Annotated in this window: 23 protein-coding genes and 1 tRNA gene; 11 read left to right on the forward strand and 13 right to left on the reverse strand. The window is 66.8% G+C overall.

The annotated features are described in order from the left end of the window. Positions 1-31: 31 nt before the first annotated feature. The 6 genes from LGM56_RS19065 to LGM56_RS19090 all read left to right on the forward strand — a co-directional run bounded on the left by LGM56_RS19065 (position 32) and on the right by LGM56_RS19090 (position 6,594). Positions 32-118: transfer RNA gene (locus LGM56_RS19065), tRNA-Leu, on the forward strand. A 514-nt stretch (positions 119-632) separates the two neighbouring features. Then, the gene (locus tag LGM56_RS19070; RefSeq protein WP_089494743.1) at positions 633-1,880 is read left to right on the forward strand and encodes an ROK family protein; all 1,248 of its coding nucleotides are present in this window, start codon (positions 633-635) and stop codon (positions 1,878-1,880) included. Then, complete coding sequence (locus LGM56_RS19075) at positions 1,867-3,420, forward strand: sugar ABC transporter ATP-binding protein (protein WP_226206420.1); 1,554 nt, start codon at positions 1,867-1,869, stop codon at positions 3,418-3,420. The genes LGM56_RS19070 and LGM56_RS19075 overlap by 14 nt, the downstream gene beginning before the upstream one ends. Before the next feature lie 42 nt (positions 3,421-3,462). Next, on the forward strand, positions 3,463-4,500 hold the full coding sequence (locus LGM56_RS19080) for an ABC transporter permease subunit (protein WP_039358899.1): 1,038 nt from the start codon (positions 3,463-3,465) through the stop codon (positions 4,498-4,500). An 82-nt stretch (positions 4,501-4,582) separates the two neighbouring features. After that, entirely contained in the window at positions 4,583-5,527 is a 945-nt protein-coding gene (locus tag LGM56_RS19085) for an ABC transporter substrate-binding protein (protein WP_089425243.1), read from the forward strand. 131 nt (positions 5,528-5,658) lie between these two features. After that, positions 5,659-6,594 carry a carbohydrate kinase family protein gene (locus LGM56_RS19090; RefSeq protein ID WP_226206422.1) on the forward strand — a complete coding sequence of 312 codons (936 nt, stop codon included), beginning with the start codon at positions 5,659-5,661 and terminating at the stop codon, positions 6,592-6,594. A 33-nt stretch (positions 6,595-6,627) separates the two neighbouring features. Here LGM56_RS19090 and LGM56_RS19095 read toward each other — a convergent pair whose 3' ends face one another. The 3 genes from LGM56_RS19095 to LGM56_RS19105 form a co-directional block, all read right to left on the reverse strand. Next, complete coding sequence (locus tag LGM56_RS19095; RefSeq protein WP_226206424.1) at positions 6,628-8,358, reverse strand: SulP family inorganic anion transporter; 1,731 nt, start codon at positions 8,356-8,358, stop codon at positions 6,628-6,630. A 7-nt stretch (positions 8,359-8,365) separates the two neighbouring features. Next, positions 8,366-8,992 carry a ParB-like protein gene (locus tag LGM56_RS19100; RefSeq protein WP_089425241.1) on the reverse strand — a complete coding sequence of 209 codons (627 nt, stop codon included), beginning with the start codon at positions 8,990-8,992 and terminating at the stop codon, positions 8,366-8,368. A 136-nt stretch (positions 8,993-9,128) separates the two neighbouring features. Next, positions 9,129-9,671 (reverse strand): GNAT family N-acetyltransferase, encoded by a 543-nt coding sequence (locus LGM56_RS19105; protein ID WP_226206426.1) that lies wholly within the window; start codon positions 9,669-9,671, stop codon positions 9,129-9,131. 282 nt (positions 9,672-9,953) lie between these two features. On the opposite strand from LGM56_RS19105, the gene LGM56_RS19110 reads away from it, so the two are divergent. From LGM56_RS19110 to LGM56_RS19125, 4 genes are all read left to right on the forward strand, one after another. Further along, complete coding sequence (locus LGM56_RS19110; RefSeq protein WP_226206428.1) at positions 9,954-11,174, forward strand: MFS transporter; 1,221 nt, start codon at positions 9,954-9,956, stop codon at positions 11,172-11,174. 215 nt (positions 11,175-11,389) lie between these two features. Then, entirely contained in the window at positions 11,390-12,211 is an 822-nt protein-coding gene (locus tag LGM56_RS19115; protein WP_089494738.1) for a TetR/AcrR family transcriptional regulator, read from the forward strand. Positions 12,212-12,367: 156 nt separating this feature from the next. Then, positions 12,368-14,122 (forward strand): AMP-binding protein, encoded by a 1,755-nt coding sequence (locus LGM56_RS19120; RefSeq protein ID WP_226206429.1) that lies wholly within the window; start codon positions 12,368-12,370, stop codon positions 14,120-14,122. 29 nt (positions 14,123-14,151) lie between these two features. After that, entirely contained in the window at positions 14,152-15,069 is a 918-nt protein-coding gene (locus LGM56_RS19125) for a DUF1571 domain-containing protein (RefSeq protein ID WP_226206431.1), read from the forward strand. 23 nt (positions 15,070-15,092) lie between these two features. Here LGM56_RS19125 and LGM56_RS19130 read toward each other — a convergent pair whose 3' ends face one another. Beyond that, positions 15,093-15,377, reverse strand: a complete 285-nt coding sequence (locus tag LGM56_RS19130; RefSeq protein ID WP_226206432.1) for a hypothetical protein — start codon at positions 15,375-15,377, stop codon at positions 15,093-15,095. 295 nt (positions 15,378-15,672) lie between these two features. Between LGM56_RS19130 and hfq the strand changes: the two genes are divergently transcribed. Then, positions 15,673-16,251, forward strand: a complete 579-nt coding sequence (gene hfq / locus LGM56_RS19135; protein WP_226206692.1) for an RNA chaperone Hfq — start codon at positions 15,673-15,675, stop codon at positions 16,249-16,251. A 77-nt stretch (positions 16,252-16,328) separates the two neighbouring features. Here the strand turns inward: hfq and LGM56_RS19140 are convergent, their stop codons facing one another. The 9 genes from LGM56_RS19140 to LGM56_RS19180 are packed head-to-tail and all read right to left on the reverse strand — an operon-like array spanning position 16,329 to position 26,296. Beyond that, positions 16,329-17,030 (reverse strand): DUF2968 domain-containing protein, encoded by a 702-nt coding sequence (locus LGM56_RS19140; protein ID WP_226206433.1) that lies wholly within the window; start codon positions 17,028-17,030, stop codon positions 16,329-16,331. A 54-nt stretch (positions 17,031-17,084) separates the two neighbouring features. Further along, positions 17,085-18,476 (reverse strand): sigma 54-interacting transcriptional regulator, encoded by a 1,392-nt coding sequence (locus LGM56_RS19145; RefSeq protein WP_226206434.1) that lies wholly within the window; start codon positions 18,474-18,476, stop codon positions 17,085-17,087. A gap of 17 nt (positions 18,477-18,493) precedes the next feature. Further along, entirely contained in the window at positions 18,494-20,368 is a 1,875-nt protein-coding gene (locus LGM56_RS19150) for a TadG family pilus assembly protein (protein WP_089494732.1), read from the reverse strand. A gap of 11 nt (positions 20,369-20,379) precedes the next feature. After that, the gene (locus LGM56_RS19155; protein WP_089494731.1) at positions 20,380-20,709 is read right to left on the reverse strand and encodes a DUF3613 domain-containing protein; all 330 of its coding nucleotides are present in this window, start codon (positions 20,707-20,709) and stop codon (positions 20,380-20,382) included. A 24-nt stretch (positions 20,710-20,733) separates the two neighbouring features. Beyond that, the gene (locus LGM56_RS19160; RefSeq protein ID WP_089494730.1) at positions 20,734-21,621 is read right to left on the reverse strand and encodes a tetratricopeptide repeat protein; all 888 of its coding nucleotides are present in this window, start codon (positions 21,619-21,621) and stop codon (positions 20,734-20,736) included. A 23-nt stretch (positions 21,622-21,644) separates the two neighbouring features. Beyond that, the gene (locus LGM56_RS19165) at positions 21,645-22,655 is read right to left on the reverse strand and encodes a type II secretion system F family protein (RefSeq protein ID WP_226206435.1); all 1,011 of its coding nucleotides are present in this window, start codon (positions 22,653-22,655) and stop codon (positions 21,645-21,647) included. 4 nt (positions 22,656-22,659) lie between these two features. Then, on the reverse strand, positions 22,660-23,655 hold the full coding sequence (locus LGM56_RS19170) for a type II secretion system F family protein (protein WP_179254808.1): 996 nt from the start codon (positions 23,653-23,655) through the stop codon (positions 22,660-22,662). Beyond that, positions 23,648-25,012 (reverse strand): CpaF family protein, encoded by a 1,365-nt coding sequence (locus LGM56_RS19175; RefSeq protein ID WP_089494727.1) that lies wholly within the window; start codon positions 25,010-25,012, stop codon positions 23,648-23,650. The genes LGM56_RS19170 and LGM56_RS19175 overlap by 8 nt, the downstream gene beginning before the upstream one ends. 3 nt (positions 25,013-25,015) lie before the next feature. Beyond that, positions 25,016-26,296, reverse strand: coding sequence for a fimbrial protein (locus LGM56_RS19180; RefSeq protein ID WP_089473244.1), 1,281 nt, complete (start codon positions 26,294-26,296; stop codon positions 25,016-25,018). Positions 26,297-26,320 lie beyond the last annotated feature (24 nt).

Below are 26,320 nucleotides of genomic sequence, written 5' to 3' on the forward strand. Positions count from 1 at the left end.
TTCTTTCGCGATGCAGCAACAAGCGAAACGTGCCCAGGTGGCGGAATTGGTAGACGCACTAGGTTCAGGTCCTAGCGGTGGCAACATCGTGGAGGTTCGAGTCCTCTCCTGGGCACCATCTGTTTTAAAAAGGTCGGCTTCTAGCCGGCCTTTTTCATTTCCGGCCCAGGAAGCAAAGCGCCTGCGCGCTTTGCGCGAGGACTCGAAAGGCTGCGCTTGCAAGCGCAGCCGGGGTCGCGCTTGTGTGACCGAGTCCTCTCCTGGGCACCATCTGTTTTATAAAAAGGTCGGCTTCTAGCCGGCCTTTTTTCATTTCCGGCGCCGGAAACACACACCCCATCCCAGAGAGCAAACCAGTCGCTTTGGCTTTGCACACCGGTGCCAGCGAGCCCTAAGGGCATGATCCCGCAACAACCCGGCGCGACGCGCTCGGATCGCCCCACAAACCACTCTGCGCCCGATTTTCTCGATCTCCGCGATCCATCCCCGATTTCGAACACCCCCGCACCACCGTCCCGCCTCCACCGAAACCGGGATTTCCCTAGGCTGACACGCCGACGTGCGCGCGGTTAAATAAATCAACGTGATTTATTTAATGCGCTGCCGGACAGCGCACCATGGAAGGAGACGCCATGAGAAGCCCGCACTTCGGCCAGGGAAGCAACTCGGCCAACGTGCGCCGTTACAACGAGCGCCTGCTGCTGAAGACGCTGCGCCGCGCAGGCAGCGCGTCGAAGGCCGACCTCGCCCGCCTCGCGAGCATGACGGGAACGGCAGTCGGCAGCATCATCGCGTCGCTCGCCGATGCGAAGCTGATCGAATTCGCGGGCCGCACCGAAGGCCAGCGCGGCCAGCCGGCCTCGCTGATCCGCCTCGATCCGAGCGGTGCGTTCGGCATCGGCGTCCATCTCGACCGCATGCGCATCGAAACGGCGCTCGTCAACTTCGCCGGCGACGTGCTCGGCCGCCGCTCGCACGACACGCTGCTGCCGCCGCCCGCCGACGTGCTCGAGATCGTCCGCCACGACATCGACGCGATGCAGGCCCTGCTCCCCGACCACGAGCGCGCCCGCCTGACCGGTATCGGCGTCGCCCAGCCCTACAACCTCGGCGCGTGGATGCGCGAACTCGGCCTCGCACCCGACACGTTCCGCGCGTGGGAAGACGTCGATTTCGCGGCCGACCTCGGTCGCACGTTGTCGCTTCCGGTGTTCGGCGAAAACGACGGCAACGCAGCCGCGATCGCTGAGCTGTTCTACGGATACGGCCGGCAGTGCGACGACTTCGTCTACCTGTTCATCGGGCCGGCCATCGGCGGCGGCATCGCGATCGACGGCGACTGCCTGCGCGGCGTGACCGGCAATGCAGGCGACATCGCCGTGATTCCCGTGCCGCCGAGCCGGCTGGCTTCCGCGCCGCCGCCACGCGGCCCGTGGGACATCCTGCTCGCGCGTGCATCGCTGCATGCGCTGGTGCGCCATCTGCGCCATCACGGTGAAACGGTCGACAACCGGGCCGATCTCGAAGCGTGCATCGCCCGCGGCCTGCCCGCCGTCGACGAATGGATCGACGATTGCGTCGACGCGCTGGCGCCGGCATTGCGCGCGGTGCTGTGCGTGGTCGACGCGCCGGTGGTCGTGCTCGACGCCGATACCGACGCGGGCCTGCTCGACGCGGTCACGACGCGCCTGCGCGCCGCGCTCGTGGCCACCGCGCCCGAAGCGCGCGGCACGCCGGTGCTCGTACGCGGCACGTTCGGCGCCGACGCCGGTGCGATCGGCGCGGCCACGCTGCCGATGTTCTTCAACTTCTCCCCGCGGGCCGGCATCCTCAAGGGCGCCCGCACCGACTCGCAGGAGGTCAACCATGTCGCGATCTGAGTCGCCCCGCCCGTTGCTCGAGATGCGCGGGATCACCAAGACGTTCCCGGCCGTGCGCGCGCTCGACAACGTCAGCCTGACCGTCTATCCCGGCGAGATCCATTCGCTGATGGGCGAAAACGGCGCCGGCAAATCGACGCTGATGAAGATCCTGTCGGGCGCCTACCGTGCCGACGCCGGCGGCGAGATCCTGATCGACGGCGCCCGCATCGACATCGACGGCCCACTTGCCGCGCGCGATGCAGGCGTCGCGGTGATCTACCAGGAACTGTGCCTGTCGCCGAACCTCACCGTCGCGGAAAATATCTACATCGGCCGCGAACTGCGGCGCGGCAACCGGCGCTGGGGCACGATCGACCGCGCGGCGATGGCGCGCGGCTGCGAGGACGTACTCGCGCGGCTGGGCGCATCGTTCGGGCCCGACACGCTCGTCGACACGCTGTCGATCGCGGAGCAGCAACTCGTCGAGATCGCACGCGCCGTGCACACCCGCGCACGCATCCTCGTGATGGACGAGCCGACCACGCCGCTGTCGTCGCGCGAAACCGAGCACCTGTTCCGCCTGATCCGCCAGTTGCGCGAGGAAGGTCTCGCGATCATCTACATCAGCCACCGTATGGCGGAGATCTACGAGCTGTCCGACCGCGTGTCGGTGCTGCGCGACGGCGCATACGTCGGCACGCTCGAACGCGCATCGCTGTCGGCCGAGCGCCTCGTCGCGATGATGGTCGGCCGCGACATCTCCGGCTTCTACAAGAAGGAACACGCACCGTACGACCCCGGCCACCTGCTGCTGTCGGTCCGCGACATCGCCGACGGCGCACGCGTGCGCGGCTGCAGCCTCGACCTGCACGCCGGCGAAGTGCTCGGCATCGCGGGTCTCGTCGGCGCAGGCCGCACCGAACTCGCGCGGCTGATCTTCGGCGCCGAACCACGTGTGCGCGGCGACGTGAAGGTGGGCGAACGCACGTTCGGCGCGCACTCGCCGCGCGACGCGATCGACGCGGGCCTCGTCTACCTGACCGAAGACCGCAAGCGCCAGGGCCTGTTCCTCGACATGAGCGTGCGCGACAACATCAACATCTCGGTCTGCAACCGCGATGCGCGGCTCGGTGCCCTCGATCTCGCGCGCGGCGCCGAACGCGCGCGGGACGCCATTGCGTCGCTGTCGATCCGCGTGCCGAACGCGAACGTCAACGTCGGCGCGCTGTCCGGCGGCAACCAGCAGAAAGTGCTGCTGTCGCGCCTGCTCGAAACGAAGCCGCGCGTGCTGATCCTCGACGAGCCGACACGCGGCGTCGACATCGGCGCGAAATCCGAGATCTACCGGATCATCAACGAACTGGCCCGGGCCGGCGTGGGCGTGATCGTGATCTCGAGCGAACTGCCGGAGATCATCGGTGTCGCCGACCGCGTGCTCGTGATGCGCGAAGGCGAGATCGCCGGCGAACTCGGCGGCTACACGCAGACGCCCATCACGCAGGAAGCCATCATCGCGCTCGCCACCGGCTCGCAGGCCGAACTCGCCGACGCGCACTGAGCCGCGCCCTTTTCATTTCCTTCTTACATCCAGGTTACCGAAATGATCAACCCGACCAAGCAGCGGAACCTCGCTTCCGCGACGGCCCAGCCGGTGGCCACCCGTACGCCGCTGTTGCGCGGCGCCGATCAACGCGCCCGCATGCAGTCGCTGATCCGCACCGCCGGCATGCTGCCGGTGCTGCTGGTCCTGTGCATCGGCTTCGGCTTCCTGACCGACGGTTTCTTCACGCTGCAGAACCTGTCGATCGTCACGCAGCAGGCGTCGATCAACATCGTGCTCGCCGCCGGCATGACCTTCGTGATCCTGACGGGCGGCATCGACCTATCGGTCGGCTCGGTGCTCGCCGCCGCGGCCGTCGCGGCGCTGCTCGCGTCGACCATCCCGGGCTGGGGCTGGCTCGGCGTGCCGTTCGCGCTCCTCGTCGGCCTCGTGTTCGGCGCGATCAACGGCGGCCTGATCTCGTTCCTGCGCCTGCCGCCGTTCATCGTCACGCTCGGCGCGATGACCGCCGTGCGCGGCGTCGCGCGCCTGATCGGCAACGACACGACCGTGTTCAATCCGCAGTTGCCGTTCGCGTTCATCGGCAACGGCACGATCCTCGGCGTGCCGTGGCTCGTCGTGATCGCGTGCGCGGTGATCGCGATCTCGTGGTTCATCCTGCGCCGCACGGTGCTCGGGATGCGCATCTATTCGGTCGGCGGCAATCCGGAAGCCGCCCGCCTGTCGGGCATCAACGTGCGGGCGATCCAGCTGTTCGTGTATGCGGCGTCGGGGTTGCTCGCCGGCCTCGGCGCGGTGATGTCGGCCGCACGGCTCTATGCGGCCAATGGCCTGCAGCTCGGCCAGTCGTACGAACTCGACGCGATCGCCGCGGTGATCCTCGGCGGCACGAGCTTCGTCGGCGGCGTCGGCTCGATCGTCGGCACGCTGATCGGCGCACTGATCATCGCGGTGCTGACCAACGGGCTCGTGCTGCTCGGCGTGTCCGACATCTGGCAATACATCATCAAGGGGCTCGTGATCATCGGCGCCGTCGCGCTCGACCGCTACCGCCAGCGCGATTCGGCCCGCACCTGAGCCCCTGCCCGTCCATTCAACCTGGCGGCGCAGGCCGATCCCTGCGCCCGCCCGCCAAGCCACTTCACGGAGACACCACGACATGTTCAAGCACAAAGCCGCCCTGACCGCCGTCGCCTGCGCACTCGCCTTCGGCGCTTCCGCCGCGCACGCGGCCGACAAGCCGCTCAAATCGATCGGCGTCACGGTCGGGTCGCTCGGCAACCCGTACTTCGTCACGATCGTCAAGGGCGCCGAGGCGCGCGCCAGGCAGATCAACCCGAATGCGAAGGTCACGGCCGTGTCGGCCGACTACGACCTGAACAAGCAGTTCACGCAGATCGACAACTTCATCTCCGCGCACGTCGACATGATCCTGCTCAACGCGACCGATCCGAAGGCGATCGAGCCGGCGGTGAAGAAGGCGCAGGCGGCCGGCATCACGGTCGTCGCGGTCGACGTCGCCGCGGCCGGCGCGAACGCGACCGTGCAGACCAACAACGTGAAGGCCGGCGAGCTGGCATGCGACTACATCGCGAAGAAACTCAACGGCAAGGGCAACGTGATCATCGAGAACGGCCCGCAGGTGTCGGCCGTGATCGATCGCGTCAACGGCTGCAAGACCGTGCTCGCGAAAAGCGCCGGCATCAAGGTGCTGTCGAGCGACCAGGACGGCAAGGGCTCGCGTGAAGGCGGGATGAACGCGATGCAGGGCTACCTGACGCGCTTTCCGAAGCTCGATGCGGTGTTCACGATCAACGACCCGCAGGCGATCGGCAGCGATCTCGCCGCGAAACAGCTGAACCGCCCGAACATCGTGATCACGTCGGTCGACGGCGCGCCCGATATCGAGGTCGCGCTCAAGTCGAATACGCTCGTGCAGGCGTCATCGAGCCAGGACCCGTGGGCGATGGCGCAGCAGGCCGTCAACGTCGGCTACGGCATCATGAACGGCCAGAAGCCGGCCAATCCGATGATCCTGATCGAGCCGACGCTCATCACGCGCGACAACGTGAAGAGCTACAAGGGCTGGAGCACCCCGCGCTGATCGCGCCCCCCGTCCGCTCGCGCTACCGGGCAGTGCCGGACTGCGTCGCTGCATGCGACGGCCCGCACTGCCCGCCTTTTCAGATCAATCGCTGCATCGCCGCGCACACCACCGCGGCACAAGGTTTCGACATGACGACGACGTTTCCCCGCCTGATCGTATTCGGCGAAGCACTGACCGATTTCATCCGCGACGACGACCAGCACTGGCATAGCGTCGCCGGCGGCTCATGCTGGAACGTCGCGCGCGTCGGTGCGCGACTCGGCGTGCCGACGGCCTTCGCCGGCACGGTCAGCCGCGACACCTTCGGCGACGAGCTGATGCGCAAGAGCGCCGACGCGGGGCTCGACCTGCGCTTCATCCGGCAGGTCGACCGCGCGCCGCTGCTCGCGATGGTCGTGTCGAAGCAGCCGCCCCACTACTTCTTCATCGGCGAGAACAGCGCCGATCTCGCGTTCGATCCGGCGGACCTGCCCGCCGGCGCACTCGACGCGGCCGAGATCGTGCACGTCGGTTCGCTCGGTGTCGTGCGCGAGCCGCTCGCGTCGCGCCTGATCGACGTGGCGCAAGCGGCGCGCGCGGCCGGCAAGCGGATCTCGTTCGACCCGAACTTCCGCGCACCGATGGCCGCGCCGTCGTATCGCGACACGCTGCGCCGGCTGGCCGGGCTCGCCGACTGGATCAAGGTATCCGACGAGGATCTGCGCGGGCTGTTTCCCGAACTCGATGAAGCCGCCGCGCTCGCGCAACTGCGCGCGTGGGCGCCGGACGCCGCGATGCTCGTCACGCGCGGCGCATCCGGCATGCAGCTCCTGCATCGCGACCTCGTGCTGTTCCAGCCCGCGTTCCCGACCGACGTGGCCGACACCGTCGGTTGCGGCGATGCGAGCATCGGCGGCTGGCTCGCGAGCCAGCTCGCGCGTCCCGATGCATCCGCCGCCGAGCATCTGCGCTACGCAGCCGCCTGTGCGGCGGTCGCCTGTGCACAGGCAGGCGCCTATGCGCCGACGGCGGCCGAAGTGACCGACATGATCGATCGTTCCGCCGACGCCGCAGTGTCGCCATAGCACTCACCGGCGCGGCGCCCCCGCGCCGCCCCGTCACGCGGCGGTCGTGCCGTCGCTGCCGTCCGGCGGCATCCGGGCCTGCAGCAGTTGCAGGCTCTCGTCGACGCTCAGTTCGGACATCGCATCGTCGTGCAGCGTATCGTCGGCCGCGCGGCGCAACGCATGCAGCGCGTGCACCTTGAGCCGCACGATCGCGAGCCGCAATCCGCGCGCCGTGCATTCCGCCGCGAACGTGCGCAACGATTCGATCGTCGTGCTGTCGACATCCGGCGTTTCCTCGAGGCTCAGCATCACGGTATGCGCGTCCGGCGCAGCCTTCATCAACGCACGCACGCGGTTCAGCATCCGGTCCGCATTCGCGAAGAACAGTTGCGCCTCGGGCCGCACGATCAGCACGCCCGGCACCGGCTTCGCCTCGGCATGGCTCGCCACGTCGACGAAATCGTGACTGTCGCGCAGCCTGCCGAGCACGCTGACGTTCGGTTCGGACAGCTTGCGCAGCGTCAGCAGCAGGCTCACGCCGATGGCCGCGAGCAGCCCGTGCAGCACGCCGAGCACGAGCACCGCGAGCAGCGCGGCGATCACGACGAGCCGGTCGCGATGCCAGGCCCAGTACGGCCGGAATACCGACGGATGCAGCGAGTGGCTGACCGCGAAGATCACGATCGCCGCGAGCACGGGCTCCGGCGTGCGCGCGAGCTGCGGCAGCAGCAGCCAGACGATCAGCGCGACCACGCCCGCCGCCCACAGGCCGGCAAAGCGCGACTGCGCGCCGGCCGCTTCGTTCGCCGAGGTCGCCGAATAGCCGGCGCCGACCGGCATCCCGTGCAGCAGGCCCGACACGAGGTTCGCGCAGCCGAGCGCGACGAGGTCGCGGTTCGGCGACACGCTGTCGCCATGCTTCAGCGCGAAGTTGCGGATCGACCCGTACGATTCCGCGTACAGGATCAGCATCAGCGCGAACGCAAGCTCGATGGTCTGCATCCACGCGTTGCGGTCGAGGGTCGGCAGGCCGAACTCGATATGCTTGAAATCGATATGGCCGACGATCGCGATCCCGTATCGCTGCCAGTCGATCGCGTAGCCGGCCGCGATCGACAGCACGATCACGACGAGCGTCGCGGGCACGCGCGAGCTGCGCCCGAGCGTGAACAGCAACGCCAGCGCAATGGCGCCGAGCACGACGCTCGCGAGATTCGCGTGCGGCGCGCCGGTAATCAGGTCGAGCGCGACATGCGGCGCATCGCTGTGCTGCACCGAAATCGCGAGGATCTTCGGCAGCTGCTTGATGACGATCGTCAGCGCGAGGCCGAACGTGAAGCCGCGCAACACCGGCCGTGCGACGAAATCCGACATGCCGCCGAGCCGCGCGGCACCGGCCAGGATGAACAGCACGCCCGTCATCGCGACGAGCGCCGCCGCGAGCGCGAGTTGCGCGGCGAGCGCCATCCCCGATTCCGCGAGCACGGTCGCCGCAAGCACGGCAGCCGACGACGACGTCGACGACACGATCGCGAAGCGGCTGCTGCCGGTGAGCGCATAGACGACGAGCCCCGACAGCAACGCGATCAGACCGGCCTGCGGCGGCAGGTTCGCCAGCCCCGCGTACGCGACCGCCTCGGGGATCAGCAGCCCCGCGATCGACAGGCCGGCCAGCGCATCGAGGCCGATGCGTCGCGTGGGCGGCGGCGAGGCCGTGTCGAGCGCGGCGAAATGGTCGGCATGCTGCGGGCCGGCATCGGGGCGGATCGGGGCGGTCGTCATGAGGCGGTCAGGGCTTGACGGCGATGACGCCCGACCAGCCGGGCAGATAGCGTGCATCCTGGTCGTGCGCGCGATGCAGTGCGATGTCGAGCGCCTTCGCGAAGTTCTTGCGGATCTGGTCGAGCGACACGTGCTGGCGCAGGTAGTCGGCCCACAGGAATTCGCTGAACGGCGTCGCATCCTTCGCATAGCCGCCCGCCGTACGCAGCTCGCCGGCGAGGCTGCGGTACGGATCGTCCACGAGCCCCGTCAGCGCCTTCGGCAGATTCGCATAGTCACGGCGCGTGCCGTCCGCGCCGAACGGATGCACCCACTGGTTGTGTTCCATCATCCGCCAGAAGATCGTGTCGTCGAGCCACGACAGGTCCTTCAGCAGCATCGCGTTCACGCGTGCCTCGCCTTCCTCGATCAGCGCGAGGCCGAGGTGGTGGTGATCGGTGATGTAGTGCAGCCCGCCCGGGCCGAGCACGGCCGGGAACCAGTGCGATTCGATCGCGGCCTTGCGTGCCCGCTTGTTGAGCGCCTTCCAGTGCTTGCGCTTCGCCTTGACTTCGCGATAGCCGACCGTCATCTGCGTCGGACGCAGTTCTTCCAGCTTGACGGGAATCAGGTGAACATCGTTGCCGAGAGCCATGGTCGTACCCCATGTTGCGAAATTCCGGCAACGATACTCCTGATCGCGCGAGCCGTTAATACGTCATGACCTCGATACGCCTGCGGTTGACGATCTCTGACAACCGCCCGACGACCCGCCCACGCACGACGCCGCGCTACGCGCGCAGATCGTTGCGTTCGAGACGATGTCGAATGTAAGGAATGCCATCGTGCACGACACTCACGCGACGCATCCCGAGCTTGCGCGCGACATTCAGCGAGCCGCTGTTGGCCTCGGCGATATCGGCGATCACGCGCGGCAGGCGCACGGTGTCGAACGCGTGACGCACGACGGCCGCCGCCGCTTCGCTCGCGATGCCGCGCCCCCATGTCGCACGCACCAGCCGCCAGCCGATCTCGACGTCGCGCGCGCCGTCCACATAGTCGGGAATCAGCAGGATCCAGCCGACGAACGCATCGGGGGCGGCCTTCTCGAAGATCGACCAGTAGCCGAGGCCCGGCGGATACTCGCACGTGATCCGGTGCGTGACGAAGCGCCGATGCTCGACGGGATCGTGCCACGGGCCCGCGATGTGCCGCGTGACCTCGGGATCGCGATCCATCGCGACGCACGCGTCGAGATCGGCCAGCACACGCGGACGCAGCCACAGCCGCGCAGTCTCGAGCACGGGCAGCGTGGCGGCGGAACGTTCGGTCATCGGGACTCCTGATTCGGTGACGATGCGCATCGGGGCGCATTACAAAACAGCTACAAACAGCCTTCCGGAATGATACAGATGCCTGTCGCCGGCTTGGTGCGACGGCATTGCCATTTCCGAAACAGTTCATTTCCTAGGGATTATTCCCGATTCGACGTTATCGCGCCCCACATCGTCCGGCGCCGCCGCCTACACTCGATCCATGCCCCCGCACCGCGCGCAAGCCGGGCCGGCATCCGCATCCACAACGTGAGCGCGCAAGCCAACGAGGAGACCTCGGACATGAGCTGGACCCGCGAACAACGCAACGTCACGATCGCCGCCTACCTCGGCTGGACACTCGATGCGTTCGATTTCTTCCTGATGGTGTTCGTGCTGAAGGACATCGCCGCCGAATTCGGGTCGACGATTCCCGCCGTCGCGTTCGCGCTCACGCTGACGCTCGCGATGCGCCCGCTCGGCGCCCTGATCTTCGGCCGGCTCGCCGATCGCTTCGGCCGCCGCCCGACGCTGATGGTCAACATCGCGTGCTACTCGCTGCTCGAACTCGCATCGGGTTTCGCACCGAGCCTGACCGCGCTGCTCGTGCTGCGCGCGTTGTTCGGCGTCGCGATGGGCGGCGAATGGGGAGTCGGCTCGGCACTCACGATGGAAACCGTGCCGACCCATGCGCGCGGTTTCGTGTCGGGGCTGCTGCAGGCCGGCTATCCGAGCGGCTACCTGCTCGCGTCCGTCGTGTTCGGCCTGTTCTACCAGTACATCGGCTGGCGCGGCATGTTCATGGTCGGCGTGCTGCCCGCGCTGCTCGTGCTGTACGTGCGCGCGCACGTGCCCGAATCGCCGGCATGGAAGCAGATGGAAAAGCGCCCGCGCCCGAGCCTGGGCTCCACGCTGAAGCAGAACTGGAAGCTCACGATCTACGCGATCGTGCTGATGACCGCGTTCAACTTCTTCTCGCACGGCACGCAGGATCTCTATCCGACGTTCCTGCGCGAACAGCATCACTTCGATCCGCATACCGTGTCGTGGATCACGATCGTGCTGAACATCGGCGCCATCGTCGGCGGCCTGTCGTTCGGCGCGATCTCGGAGCGGATCGGCCGGCGTCGCGCCATCTTCATCGCCGCGTTGATCGCCCTGCCCGTGCTGCCGCTGTGGGCGTTCTCGAGCGGCCCGATTGCCCTCGCCGCAGGGGCGTTCCTGATGCAGATCTCCGTGCAGGGTGCGTGGGGCGTGATCCCGGTTCACCTGAACGAGATCTCGCCCGACGAGCTCCGCGCGACCTTCCCCGGCGTCGTCTACCAGCTCGGCAACCTGCTCGCGTCGGGCAACGCGACGATGCAGGCCTCGCTCGCCGTGTCGAACAACAACAATTACGGCTTCGCGCTCGCGCTCGTGGCCGGCGTCGTCGCCGTCGTGATCGCCGTGTTGATCCTGTTCAGCCGCGAGCGGCGCGGCATCGACATGACGCAATCGGTCAATACGCGTAGCACGGTCGGCTGAACCCGCGCATTGCCGCACCGCATCATCGCGCGTACCCCGTCCTGCCGAGGGCACGCGCGATACTTTCCGCATTCGCACATCGAACTAGAGGAATTTGTCCAGATTCCCCGCTTGCCCGCTCCGTCCGCGATTTTTTATCTTAATAAAAACGGCTGTTTGAATCAGACAAACAAATCACCAGTTCGCGGCCGGGCGACCGGCATGGGAGGCGGGACATGGCAGTAAGTCAGGAGGGGCGGCCATCCGCGGGACGGCCGTCCGGGGCACGGTCATCCGGCACGCGGCAGACCGGCGGGACGAAGGCGCGCATCCTCGATGCGGCCGAGGACCTGTTCATCGAGCATGGCTTCGAGGCGATGTCGATGCGCCAGATCACCTCGCGCGCGGCGGTCAACCTCGCCGCGGTCAACTACCACTTCGGCAGCAAGGAGGCGTTGATCCACGCGATGCTGTCGCGCCGGCTCGACCAGCTCAACCAGGAGCGCCTCGGTATCCTCGACCGCTTCGATGCGCAACTCGGCACGCACATCACCTGCGAGCACGTGCTCGGCGCGATGTTCATTCCGGCGCTGAAGGCCTCGCGCAATCCCGAACGCGGGGGGCCCGGCTTCCTGCGCCTGATCGGCCGTGCGTACACCGATCCGTCGCCGTTCGTGCGCAACTTCCTGACCGCGCACTACGCGAGCGTCGCTGGCCGCTTCTTCGACGCGTTCCAGCGCGCGTTGCCGCACCTGCCGCGCACGGAGCTCGGCTGGCGGCTGCATTTCGCGATCGGCGCGCTGTCCGGCGCGCTCGCGGGCGCCGAAACGGAAAGCCTGATCGACGAGTTCTCGCAAGGCCGCACGATGAACGACGTGCAGATGATCGCGCGACTGTCGTCGCTGATCGTCGCCGCGCTGAAAGCGCCGATGCCCGACAGCGCGCAACTGTCGATCTTCGCGGCCGTGCTCGACGATGCGGGGGCCAGCGAAGCGTTCGGGCTGCCGCAGTCGGCTGCGACCGCCGTCGATACGGCGACGCTGCATTCCACGAACTGAGCGCGCGAGGCCACGCGCGGCTTCCTGTTCACGATTTGATTGAAACGCGCGGTCGTGCGGGGCGTCGAGGCGCCCCGTCGATCGACCGTGCGGCACGAGGCACGGGCCGGCGCCGAAGCGCCCGCCCTCGCCGAGAGCAAAGACCGGAGACTCGTCATGTCATCTTCCGCAGCAACCGCAGCGGCCCAGCTTCCGCCGAACACCGACGGCATCTGGTACGCGTCATACCCGCCCGGCGTCCCGCATGAGATCGACGTCACGCAGTACGCATCGCTCGTGCAGTTCTTCGACGAATGCACGAGCCGCTTCGCCGAGCGCGTCGCCTACGTGAGCGCCGGCGCATCGATGACCTATCGCACGCTCGCGCGGAAAGTCGACGCGTTCGCGTCGTACCTGCAAGGCATCGGCATCAAGCCCGGCGACCGCGTCGCGATCATGCTGCCGAACACGTTCCAGTACCCCGTCGCGCTGTTCGGCACGCTGAAGGCCGGTGCGATCGTCGTCAACGTCAATCCGCTCTATACCGTGCGCGAACTCGCGCACCAGCTGAAGGACAGCGGCGCGCAGACGATCGTCGTATTCGAGAACTTCGCGCGCACGCTGCAGGACGCGCTGCCGGAAACGCAGGTGAAGAACATCGTCGTCACCGCCCTCGGCGACCTGCTCGCCGACGGCTTCAATGCGAAAGGACGCCTGATCAATTTCGTGCTGAAGCACGTGAAGAAGCTCGTGCCGGCCTACCACCTGCCGCAGGCCATCCGGTTGCGCTCGGCGCTTGCGCTCGGGGCGCGCGGCACGCCGCAGCCGGTGCAGATCATGCGTGACGACCTCGCGTTCCTGCAATACACGGGCGGCACGACCGGCGTCGCGAAAGGCGCGATGCTCACGCACGGCAACCTGATCGCGAACCTGCTGCAGGCGAAGGCCTGGATCGCCGACCAGGTCTCGGGCGACGTCGAAACCGTGCTCACGCCGCTGCCGCTGTATCACATCTATTCGTTGACGGTGAACGCCTTCATCTTCATGGGGCTCGGCGGGCGCAACATCCTGATCGCGAACCCGCGCGACATGACGATGGTGATGAAGATCATCCGCAACGAGACGTTCACCGGGATCACCGGCATCAACACGCTGTACAACGCGTTCCTCGACAACGAGGAATTCCGCAAGCGCGATTTCTCGAAGCTGAAGCTCGCGATGGCCGGCGGGATGGCGATGCAGCGCGCGGTCGCGGAGCGCTTCCAGCAGGTGACGGGCCGGCCGGTCGTCGAGGGTTACGGCCTGACCGAGTGCTCCCCGATCGTCACGATGAACCCCGTGGACCTGAACGACATGGCCGCGTTCAGCGGTTCGATCGGCCTGCCCGCGCCGTCCACCGTCGTGCGCTTTCGCCGCGAGGACGGCACCTGGGCGCCCGTCGGCGAACCGGGCGAGCTGTGCGTGCATGGTCCGCAGGTGATGCGCGGCTACTGGCAGCGCCCCGACGAGACGGCCAAGGTGATCGACGCCGACGGCTGGCTCGGCACCGGCGACATCGGCGTGATGGACGAACGCGGCTTCATCCGCCTGATCGACCGCAAGAAGGACATGATCCTCGTGTCGGGCTTCAACGTGTATCCGAACGAGATCGAGGAAGTGCTGGTGATGCATCCGGGCATCAGCGAAGCCGCGGCGATCGGCATTCCCGACGAGGTGCAGGGCGAACGGATCAAGGTGTTCGTCGTGCGCCGCGACCCGGCGCTGACGGTCGACGACGTGCTCGCGCACTGCCGCAAGAACCTGACCGGCTACAAGATGCCGAAATTCGTCGAGTTCCGCGACGCGCTGCCGCAGACGAACGTCGGCAAGATCCTGCGCCGCGCATTGCGCGACGAGGAACTCGCCAAAATCAAGGCCGCGAAGCAAGGCTGAACGATCCATCGCCCCGGGAGACGCCGTCGATGAACGAAGGAAAGAAGCGCCACGCGCGGCATGCCGCCGCCGTGGCAGTCGCGTGCATGCTGTCGCTCGCCCAGACTGGCCTGCATGCGCAGGAAGCGGCCAGCGCCGCGGGCGCGGCGCAGGAGGTCGCGCTGCCGGCCGATCTCTCGAAAGTCACCCGCGAACCGGTCGCGCAACAGGCGCGCTGGCTGCGCACGGCCGCGCAGCGCGGCACGCTCGCGCAACTCGATGACGCGACGCTCACCGCGCTCTTCAAGGCGCTCGATCCGCTCGCCGTGCCGCTCTATATCCGCAACGGTCCCAACGGCTATCCGTCCTACCAGTTCACGATGGTGCGCCAGGAACGCATCAGCGGAAAATGGTCCGATACGCCCGACCGCATGCTCGTGAAGACCACCCGCGAGCCGCTGCGCGTCTATGCGAAATGGCTGCCGGGCGGCGCGCACGCCGGACAGGAGACCATCTACGACACGACGCAGCGCAAGGACGAGATGTACGGCCACCTCGGCGGCCTGCTCGGCAAGATTCCGCTATGGACGGCCATCGACGGCGCACTCGCGCGCGCCCAGTCGAATCACCAGGTGAAGGATCTGGGCACCGAATTCATCACGAACCTGTACCTGACCGAAGGGAAGAAATATCTGGAAGCCGGCGTGCAGCGGCCGACCGATGTGGAAGCCAGAACGATCAACGGCGTGCGCGTCGTTACGCTCACCTACGAAACACCGACCGGGCGACCGCAGTTCTACGCGAAGAAGGAAATCTTGGGGCTCGACCTGCACGCGCCCTATTTCCGGACCGTCGAGTCGTATGACAACGACGGCAAGATCTTCGAGCGGATCGTCATCGAGAAAATCGCCCCGGCGACGCTCGACGACACCGCATTCGACCCGAAAAACCCCGACTACGCGTTCTGATGCGCGCGGGGCTGGCCTCGGGCTCAATCGTCATCGTCGTCGCCGTGGTGCCGGTGCCAATGCTTGTAATAGTGCTTGCGCCACTTGCGATAGCGGTCGTCGTCGTCATCGCCGTAGTAGCCGTATCCGTAGCCTGGATAGGCGACCACGGCAGGTTGCGGCGCCACATAGACCGGGGCCGGCTCGACATAGACCGGCGCGACCGGTACGCCGATGCCGACCGACAGGTCGACATGCCCCGCCATCGCACTGCCGGAAGCCAGCAACGCCACGCTCCCGACCCACGCTGCCCATCGTCTCTTGTTCATGTTCTGAATCCCTGATATGCCGGCCCGCCCGGCTCGCGCGACTAAAGTAAACGTCGCGCGCGAACCCAGGTGATACGGCCTTGCGAGAGTCGTAACGCGACGTAACGAAATGGCGTTAGCCGTTTGGCCGAATCGCGAAAATGCGCTGGAACGTCTATAGTGGGTTACGGTTCGACACAATCACGACTACGCGCTCCCCGATTGAACAGGGTAGAATCCCGCCAAACACCTTGTGGACGAACACGCCACACACACGCACAACATATTCTCTGACGCAGGCTCCTGCCGCACCTCAATGGTCAATCCCGCAGAATCCCATCCGCAAAACGACTTCATCAATTCGGCGCGCAAGGAACGTAAGCGCGTTGAAATCTATCTCGTCAACGGCATTCGTCTGACGGGGTGCATCGAGTCGTTCGACCAGTACCTGGTGATGCTGCGCACCCCCGTGGGTCTGCAAGGCATCTACAAGCGCGCGATTTCCACGATCCAGCTCGACACGGGCGGCTCGCGCCCGGGCGGCAGCGGCCCCCGCGGGCCGCGCACCGGCGGGCGCCCCGGCGGCCGTGAAGGCGGCGGTCACAGCCCGTACGGCTCGCACGGCGGCTCGCGTGAATCGCGCGGCGACGGCGGCTACGGCTCCCGCGAACCGCGTGAAGGCTATGGCTCGCGCGAACCGCGCGAGGGTTACGGCTCGCGTGAGCCGCGCGAAGGCTACGGTGCCCCGCGCGAACCCCGTGAACCGCGCGAAAGCTACGGCGCACCGCGCGACACCGGCGACGCATCCGGCAACGCCTCGCCGTCGGATGCCCGCGGCGGCAGCGGGCCGGTCATCGTGACGCGCCGCCGGCGAATCGTGCCGGACGGCCAGTAAAGCAAAAGGGCAAGCCAACCGGCTTGCCCTTTTTACTGGTGCGACCGGCGCGGCATGTCGCCGCACCGCCGCCGGGTTCAGCGTGCCGTCGTCGGCAGGCCCGCATCGGCCTCACGCTGCAACGAACGCACCTGCTGCTGCAACGCACGCAGTTGCGACTGAAGCTCGGCCTGCTGCGCCTGCAAGGCGGCCGTCTCGTTACGTACGCTCTTCTGGCGATCCGCGACCGCCGCCTGCTGCTGGCGGGCGATCGAGATATCGGCCTGCAGACGCCGCGCGCGATCCTGCGTGACTTCGATCTGCTTGTCCATTTGCGCCTTCTGCGATTCCAGCTTCGCCGCCCGCAGTTCGTTCACGGCCAGCCGCTCCGCCTGGCGCGAGAAATCGCGATAGATCGCTTCCGCACGCGTTTCGTCGTAAGTCTTGATGACGCGCCAGAACGCCTTCTGCTGGAACAGCGCGACGAAGTACCCACCGTCCTTCACGTTGAACAGCAGGCTCGCGCCGTAGCTGCCGTTGTAGCTCGTGCGCATTTCCGTGAGCGTGTGCGCCTGGATCTGGCGCTGCAAGTCGTCGACCGTGCTCGGCCCCGTCGACTCGCCCGCCTGCGGCTGCAGCGACGTCTGCGAATCGATCGCCGGAATCGCCGCCACCGGCGCCGATGCCTGCTGTACGACCGGCGCGCCGCTGTCCGCCAGACTTTGCGCGTACGCGCCCTGCATGCCTCCCGCCAGGGCGAGCAATACGCACGCCCTTCCCAACCCCGTCATATGGCTCATGAAGTTCTATTCCCGCCCGAGTCGTTGTAATTCAGCGCGATTTTATCTCATTAATTACTCGCTTTCGCGGGTCTCGGGTTCCTCGTCGAAGATCTGGTATTTGCGCATTTTTTCCCACAGTACCTTGCGGCTGATGCCAAGTTGCTGCGCCGTATCCTGACGCCGCCAGCCGTTTGCGTCGAGCGCCGCGATGACGCGATTGCGCTCGTTCATGTCCCACTTGCTGCGATCGACGAACACCTCGGCCGCACTCTCCGCCGGGACCGGCTGGGCCGAACTGCGCGCGTGCGCGATCAGCCGCTGCAGCCGCGCGGCATCCCACCCGCCCGTCTGCCGCACCGTCACGCCGACACGCTCGGCGAGGTTGCGCAGTTCACGCACGTTGCCGGGGAAATAGCTGTCCGCGACGGAATCCGTCAGCCAGTACGGCAGATCGGACAACTGAGCGAGCCGCTCCTCGCCGACGACCTGCGCGACGAACGACTTGAACAGCGCGATCTTGTCGACGGCGCCGCGCTCTTCCAGCGACGGAATGCTCAGCTCGATCACCGCGAGCCGGTAGTAGAGATCGGCGCGGAACAGGCCATCCTTCACGAGCTGCGGCAGCTTCTTGTTGCTCGCCGCGACCAGCCGGAAATCGACCTTGACCGGCGACGTCGCGCCGACGCGCAGCACCGCGCCATCCTCGAGCACGCGCAGCAGCTTGACCTGCTGGTATAGCGGCAGATCGCCGACTTCGTCGAGGAACAGCGTGCCGCCGGCCGCCTGCTCGAAATAGCCTTTATGCGCAACAACCGCACCCGTGAACGATCCCTTCGCATGACCGAAGAACAGCGATTCGAACAGGCCGTCGGGAATCGCGCCGCAGTTCACGGGCACGAATTCGCCATGCCGGTAACGCGAATGTTTTTCGTGCAGCAGTTGCGCGATGCGCTCCTTGCCGACGCCGGTTTCGCCGTGCAGCAACACGTTGGTGTCGCAATCGGCGAACGTATCGACTTCGTGCAGCAGGGCCTGCATCGATTCCGAGTGCGCGACGAGTTCGGTCGGATGCGACGTTTCGGCCGTATGCGCCCGCAACTGCGTGACGAGCTTGCCGATCATGCCGCGCAGCTCGGCACACGTGAAGTCGAGCGGCAGGATGTGCGAATACTCGGGCGGATACTGCGACGCGTCGTGATCGCGCGCCGCGCCGACCCAGACGACCGGCATGCCGATATTGGCCTGCCAGTCGCGCAGGAACGCGGCGCCGATTTCGATCATCGTCACGCTGATGATCGCCAGCGACGGCCGCAAGGCGGCGCGCTCGGGTGAGATCTCCGCGTTGTCGGCGCGGATCACTTCGACGTCGAAGCTCGCCATGCACCGGGCGACGCGGTCGACAATGTCCGCCTTGCCTTCCCAGACGTACAGGTCGAGCTCTTCGAATGCGGGCGTGGTTCTCATCGGGTGGTCTTGCTTCTCTAATTGCTGACTGTTTGCGCGACGCCGCAGGTCAGCGACATCTGATGCACCGTGGCGGCACCGAGCTGGACACCGAGCAGGTCCAGCAACGGATCGATGATACCGTCGAGCGCGGTCAAAAGCGGGCTCAGCACGGTGGTCAGGACCGACAACAGCGATGAAATGAAATTCGGCGGAATCGTGACCGTGACGATCCCGAACAGCAGACTCACGGTCGGTGTGATCTGGGCGTTTTGCAATCCCGTCAGCGCGTTGTTCACGGCCGAACCCAGCGCGTTCGTATTGGTTGTCCAGTAGTACGACGGATCGCTGCCGCCGCGCCCGTAGAACGTGTTGGTTGCGGGGCTGCCGGCCAGATTCACCGACACGTTGGAAACGGTCGCGGACACCTCCACGGCGCCGGCCAGAACCAGCACGTCGAGCACCTTGGCCGGCGTCGAGCAACTGTAGTTCGCCGGCAGGTTCAGCAGATTGCCGGCCGTGAGCGGCGGCTGGCCGATGCAGAGATTGGCGATGCTCGGCTGCGCGGTGATCGTCGCGGAATTCGGCGATGTCAGGCAGTTGGTCGACAGCAGCGTCGCACTGCCGGCACCCAGCTGCACGTAAAGCGGCAGATACACGTTCGCGGACACCACGACCGGCAGCGGATTCACGCCCAGGTTGACGACGAGATACAGGCCGACCTGCGCGTTCGTCGCAACCGTCCGCCACGCACCGTTCTTGTCCTTCCCGCCTTCGCCGACCGCAATGGTCGGCGGGCTGATGACCTGCGCCTGCAACTGGACGATCGATACCGAGTTGCCGTTCGGCAGCGTCAGCGGCACGTTGGCGCCGATCACCACGCCCGGCTTGCCGGCCTGCGAGATCTGCGCCATCGCCATCACGAGATCGAGCACGTTCACGGTCGCGTCGGCCGCCGCCTGCGTGTTCGCGAGGCCCAGCGTCAGCAGCGACGTCGCGCCCTGTCCGGTCAGGCTGGCGACCTTGAGCGCCGTGTTGCTGAGCAGGTTCAGGTTGGCGAGGGTGGTCAGTGCGCCGGTTGCGCTGGTCTGCAGCGTCGTACCCAGCGTGGTCGTCTTGTTGACGGCCGCCACCATCGCGTTGAGCAACGTGCCGACCGACGCGTTGGCATTGACCAGCCCGCCGATCGTACCGTTGCCGACCGACAGCGACTGCAGCGCGACGGCGATGTCGCCGAGCTTGACGTTCGCACAGGCGAGCCCCTGGTAGGACACGAGGTTCAGGTTCAGCGGCGTGCCGCCCTGCCCCTGCAACAACGAGCCCAGCAGCGCGTTCACCAGGCCGGGGTTCCCGCTCGGCGCGCCCGAGCAGCCGACGCCGCCCACCGCGGCCAGCGTCGCGCCGATCGAGAAGGTATCGATGTTGGTTGCCTTCGCGGTCGACGTGGCGGTCACGGTGCGGGTCGGCCCGAAGAAGAAATACGGCAGCGTCTTGGAGACCGTCACCCGCACGGCATTCAACTGCGTCGCGAGCGGCACCGTCGATTTCGACGAATAGAAGGAGCTCGCCGTCCCGGTCGCCGACGGCGCCCAGTAACCGCATTCGGCCGACAGCGACGTGGTGCCGCTGCCGTCCAGCGTGAAGCCGTTCGTCGTGGCGTTGCTGGTGGCCACGGAGGTCACGTTCGCACACGTGTCGTCCAGCTTCTGAACCGCGGCGAGCGCAGCAAGATCGGCCACGCGCTGCATGTCGCGGCGCGTGAAAAAGACGTTGCCGATATCGACCGAACCGAGAATCACCATCGACAGCAGGATCCACACGGCCGCCGTGACGACGACCGAACCCCGCTGCCGCCGCGGCGACGCGCGACCGGGTCCGGCCATCCGGTTCGATGCATGTCGAGCAATGCTCATCGCGGCTCCGCTCAATACGATTGCGATGAACCCTGCCCGCCGGACGATCCGTTGCCGCTCGAGCTGACCGGCGACCCCATCGATTCCGGAATCTTGTGCTTGAACGATTCGAGATAGCGTTGATAGGACAGCGACGCGGTATCGCCCAGTGCCGGCAACGCCGGCCCGGCCGCACGTCCGTCACGCTGGAATGCCAGCAGTGCGTTCGTTGCGTGACCGATTTCCGACGCGTCGGGCGCCGGCTGGTCGCTATACGCCGCGGTAGCGGCCCCCATGAGCACGAGAAGCGCGACACCCTGGCACACGCGTGCCACGCGACCGGAATTCTTGTTGTTCGTCATGTCAGTTCCCCCCAATGCCTTTTTTCATTGTGCAAACCGCTGCAGCAGCGGCGCAGTCGGATCGAATCCCTGGATGTTCGCCACCGGGGACGGACGCTTCGCGACATCCGAGCCCGACACGTCGACCACGCTCCCCGAACCGATCGGCGTGGCAACCGACGCCGAAGCCGGCGCCTGGGATGCGCGACGCCACGTGCGCGCCGCCGCGGTGATCCGCGCCGCGTCGTTGCGGATGTCGTTGCGAACGTCCGTCGACAGCTTCTGCTGCGCCATCAGCTTCTGCGCATCATGGGTCCGGCCGGATGCGAGCAGGTACAGCACCAGGTTGCTGATGATCTTCGGATTGCTCTGATCGAGCTCCGCGGCCTTCATCAATGGAATGCGCGCCCCGTCGACATCGCCGCTGCGCAGCTTCGCGTAGGCGAGATCCGAAAGCGTCGACGCATCGGTCGGCGCCAGCACGGTGGCCTGCGACAGCGCCTGCGCGGCGCGCGGAAAATCGCCCGCGCCGCCGGCAATCAGCCCGAGACCGCGATAGCCGCGCGCGGCGAGCGCCGTGTTGAGCAACTGCGTATACACCGCGGCGCTCGCGGCGGGCTGGTCCGTCATGCGCAACGCATCGGCGCGCAGCAGGATCGTCTGCGGCGATGCGCCGTACTGTTTTTCGTATGCGTCGATATGCGCCAGCGACGCGTAATACAGCCCTTGCGACTGCATCCGCTCGATCAGGCCGAGATACATGCCAGGCGTATCCGGCGCCGCCTGCTTCTGCGCCGCCGCGTCCATCAGCGCGGCACGCTCGGCCTGCGGACCGACGCCGTACCCGCTTTCCTTGAACGCCGAGCACGCGCCGAGCAGGCCCACCATTGCCAGCACGCCGGCCACTTTCACGATTTCATCGATGCGTCTCATCTTGCTTCCTTGGCTTCCCGGCATCAGGGCTGCGCCTGGCTCAGCGCGCGCAACACCGAGATCATTCCCGGCCCGGCCGTCACGATCAGCAGCGCCGGCAGCAACGTCAGGATCATCACGCCCGTCATCTTCACCGTCAGCTTGCCGATCCGTTCACGCAGCATCGCGCGGCGCGCCTCGCGCAACCGGTCACCGAACTGCTTGAGCGGCTCCTGTACCGCGCCGCCGTGTTTGTCGACCTGGATCAGCAGCCGCACGATCGCACGCAGATCCTCGTTCTCGAAACCGGACGACAGCCGCTGCAGCGATTGCTCGCGCGTCCGGCCGGCAGCGAATTGCCGCTGGGCGATTTCCATTTCCAGCGACAGCACGGGCATCATTCCCTTGAAGTCGTTCGTCACGACCTGGATGCTCTGGTCGAGCGACAATCCGACACCCTGCAGCAAGCGAAGCATGTCGACCAGCAGCGGCAGTTCGTCGATCACCGATTGCCGGCGCTGTGCAGCACGACGTCGCAGGTAGAGCTTCGGCAACATGAAGCCGGTGACGAGCGCGATGCCCCCGCCGGCCCGCCATTGCGCGCCGGTCAGGTGCGAGCCCATCAGCACGAGGAAAAGCAACGGCACGACGATTGCGCAGGCGAGCCGCGCGCTCAGGAACAGCCCGCGGGTACGCGTGTCGGCGTAACCGCACTGCTCCAGCAACAGCCGATCTTCGTCGGCGACGAGATACCGGCCCAGACGGGTATCGAGCAGGCGCGTCCCGACCATCGACAGGCGGTCCAGGCATTGCACGACGAACGACGGCCTGGCGCCGGCAGCGCGCTCGACCGGATTCGGCCGGGATTCATCGGACTGCTGTGCGGCCCGTGCGCCCGCTGCCTCGAGCGTCGCGGTGCGCCGCTCGAGCGCGCTGGCCAGCGTGCGATCGCTGCGCGTCTGCGCCCCCGCGCGGCGCACCGCGAGCCATGCCAGCAGCACGACGCCGAGTGCGCCGAGTGCCAATGCGAGCGAACCGAGTTGATTGGCTGTCATGCCGTCACCTGAGTTTGGCCATGTGGTACAACCAGATCCCGCCCGCGAACTGCAGCATGAAGGCGACGAACAACAGCTGACGTCCCGTGTAGTCGTTCCACATCGACTGGAGATAGAGCGGATTCGTCGCGATCACGAAACTGCCGATCGCGATCGGCAACATGACCAGCACCCACGCGGACAACCGCGTCTCCGACGACATCGCCGCCAGCTCCCGCTCGGCCTGCTCGAGGTCGCGCATGAACGTCGACATCCGGTCGAGCATGACGTCGGCGCGGCCGCCGTACCGGACCGAGAGCCGCAGCACCGAACCGACCAGTTCGAACTCCTTGGTCTGATAGACGCTCGCGATATGCCCCATCGCACGGTCGATCTCGACCCCGGTGCGCAACATCCGCGATACGTGGTCCAGACACCCGCGCAACGGCGCCTCCGTCGTCAGCAGCGCAGCCTGGAACGCCGCCGGCACGCTGTTGCCGAGCGTGACGAGACGCACGATGCCGTCGAGGAACGACGGCAACTGGCGCACGATCGCCAGGCGCCGCCGCTGAATGCGGGACACGAGCCAGAACACGAGCAGCGACGCGCCGCACACGAGCGCGGCGATGCAAGCGAGCCAGCCGCCCCGGTTACCGGCCACGAGCCCGACCGCGGCTAATCCCAATAGCGCGAGAAGCGCCTTGCCGCGTGCATCCTCGATCCCTGCACGACTCGCCAGGTTGGCGAGGTATTCCATCGCGATCTCGCGCCAGTGTGCCCAGCGCGACGCCGGCGCGGCGGATTGCGCGCGCGCCGCGCCGGACGCGGCCGCGACGTTCGGCGCCGGCCGCGCGTCGCGCTGAATCGCACCCGCCGCCCGCGCGGCCGGCTCGATGCGGCTGTCGATGAAGCGCTGCACGTCGGCTCGGCCGCGTTTCGCCTCGCCATGCCGCCACAGCATCAACGCGGCGGCCACGCAAAGCAGTGCCATTGCAAGCACGCCGGCCATCAGGCTATACATTGAAGCCCCCGCCCCCGCGCCCGAAGCCGCCACCGAAACCACTGCCGCCGCTACCGCCGAAGCCGGCGGCCTGCAGCGACTGGCGGAAGCGTGCGAGCTTCGGCGAATGCGGATGAATGCCGAGCGACTCCCAGTTGTCGACCTCTTCGCCCTCCGGCGTCACACGCGCCTCGTAGCGATACAGTTCCTGGGTCGCGATGATGTTGTCGGACAGTCCGGTCACTTCGGTAACCGAAAGAATCCGGCGCCGGCCGTTCGATAGCCGGCCGATCTGCACGATGAAGTCGATGGCATTCGCGATCTGCCGGCGCAGGCTCGATTCCGTTCCCTGGAAACCCGCGAAACCGGCCAGCATCTCGAGGCGATACAGACACTCGCGCGGCGAACTCGCGTGGACGGTACCCATCGATCCGTCGTGCCCCGTATTCATCGCCTGCAACATCTCGAGCACCTCGCCGCCGCGCACTTCGCCGACGATGATGCGATCCGGCCGCATCCGCAGCGTATTGCGCAGCAGGTCGCGGATCGTCACGACGCCGTTGCCGTCGAAGCCGCCCGGGCGGCTCTCGAGACGCACGACATGGGGGTGATTCAGCGAAAGCTCGGCCGTGTCCTCGATCGTCACGACCCGCTCGTGCTCGGGAATGTGAAACGCGAGCGCATTGAGCAGCGACGTCTTGCCGGAGCTCGTGCCGCCCGACACGAGGACGTTGCAGCGCGCCTCGACCGCCGCTTCCAGCAACGTACCGATTTCCGTATTGAACGTGCCGTTGGCGAGCAGGTCGGCCGGCTTCAGCGGATCCTTGCGGAATTTCCGGATCGAGACGACCGGCCCGTCGATCGACAGCGGCTCGATCACGACGTTGACGCGCCCGCCGTCCGGCAGCCGCGCGTCGACCATCGGGTTCGACTCATCGAGACGTCGGCCGATCGGCGCGAGGATGCGGCGCACGATCCGCAGCAGGTGCGCGTTGTCGGTGAAACGGATCGGCAGCTTCGCCAGGATGCCGTGGCGCGACACGTAGATGTCGTTGTAGCCGTTGATCAGGATGTCCTCGACGTGCGGATCGGCGAGCAGGTCCTCGATCGGACCGAACCCGGCGAGCTCTTTCGTCAGCGCCTCCGCAATCGCCCTGACCTCGGTCTCGTTCAGGGGAATGCGCCGCAGACGCACGAAGCTGTCGATTTCCAGATCGACGAACTGGTTGATCGCCTGGCGCGACCAACGGCCGAATTCGGCGCCGAGTTCCTCGATGCGCGTCAGCAGATGCTCGTGCGCGGCATTCTTGATGTCGTGAAACTGCTGCGACTGGGAGAACGGCGCTGCGCCGTCGGCAAATTGGATGTCGTGTGCCATCGCTTACGATCGCCTGGACGAAGGTTGAATGAAACGCTTCAGGGCGGACAAGCCCAATGCGGTGCGCTGGCCGGCGGAAACCGGGCCGGCCAGTCGATCTGCGAGCGGCTCGAGGGCACGCACATACGGATCGCGTTCGGCCGTATCGACGATCAGCCGCCCCTGGTTGGCCGCCTGGCCGATTGCCACGCGACGCGCCGGCAGCGTCGCCAGGTGCGAAATGCCGAGCCGTTCCGCGATCTGGGCCGGCGTCAGGCTCAGCGTCGCGTCGTACTGGTTGACGACGAGACGAATCTTGCCGATGTCGACGCCCGCATCGCGCAGCCCTTCCAGCAGGTCGACCGCCGAGACGATCGAGGCGACGCCCTGGTCGCACACGAGCCACGCCTCGTCGGCCACCGCCGTGATCTGCGCAACGAATTCATGGTTCGTGAATCCGCCGAGATCGATGATCTGCTGGTCGAAGAACGCGCGCAGCCGGTTCAACAGCCCGACGCATGCGGCGTACGACACGTCGCGCAGGTCGGCGAGATTGGGCGGCAACGTGGTCAGCGCGACGCCGCTCGCGTGGCGCGTCAGCGCGGTATTGACGAACGTCCGGTCGATGCGCCGCAGGTTGCGCACGGCTTCGACGAAATGGAATTCGCAGCGTGTGTTGAGGAACAGCGCACTGTCGCCCGCGGGAAGCCCGAGATCGACCAGCGCCGTCTGCCGCGCGTGAGGCGCGGCGACGCCGAATGCAGGCGTGCCGCCTTCCGGGTCGGCCGAACCCATGCGCTTGTGCAGCCACACGGACAGATTCGAGGCGAGCGTGCTGACGCCCATCCCCGCGCGTGCGCCGAGCAACGCGACGACTTTGCCGTGCCGGTTGGCCGGCTCGGTGCCGGTATGTTCCAGCAACCCGCGGGTGATCCGCAACGCATCCTCGGCACTCCCGGACACGTCGATGAAATCGCGTACGCCGGCCCGCAGTGCGGCCAGCGCGCTTTCCGGCTCCGAGAGCGTGCCGAGCGCGACGACCGGCAGGCCCGGATGGGCCAGCCGTACGGCAGCCGCGGCAGCGCTCGCCGCGCTGTGCGCACGGGAAAAATCGATGAAGACGATCGCGGGATTGAGCCCCGTGATGCGCTGGCTCAGCGCGCCCGGTTCGAGCGACAAGGCTTCCACCGTGCCGGCCGACACGAGTGTCTCGCCCAGCCAGCGGGCATGCTCGTCCTGCTGCGATGCGCACACGAAATAATCGGTCACGGCAGGCTCAGCCAACGATAGGGTTCTCGCGTTCATGTTGAACACCCCCGGTTACATATC

Origin of the sequence: Burkholderia sp. AU38729 (assembly GCF_020419725.1) — a bacterium.
Taxonomy (GTDB): Bacteria; Pseudomonadota; Gammaproteobacteria; order Burkholderiales; family Burkholderiaceae; genus Burkholderia.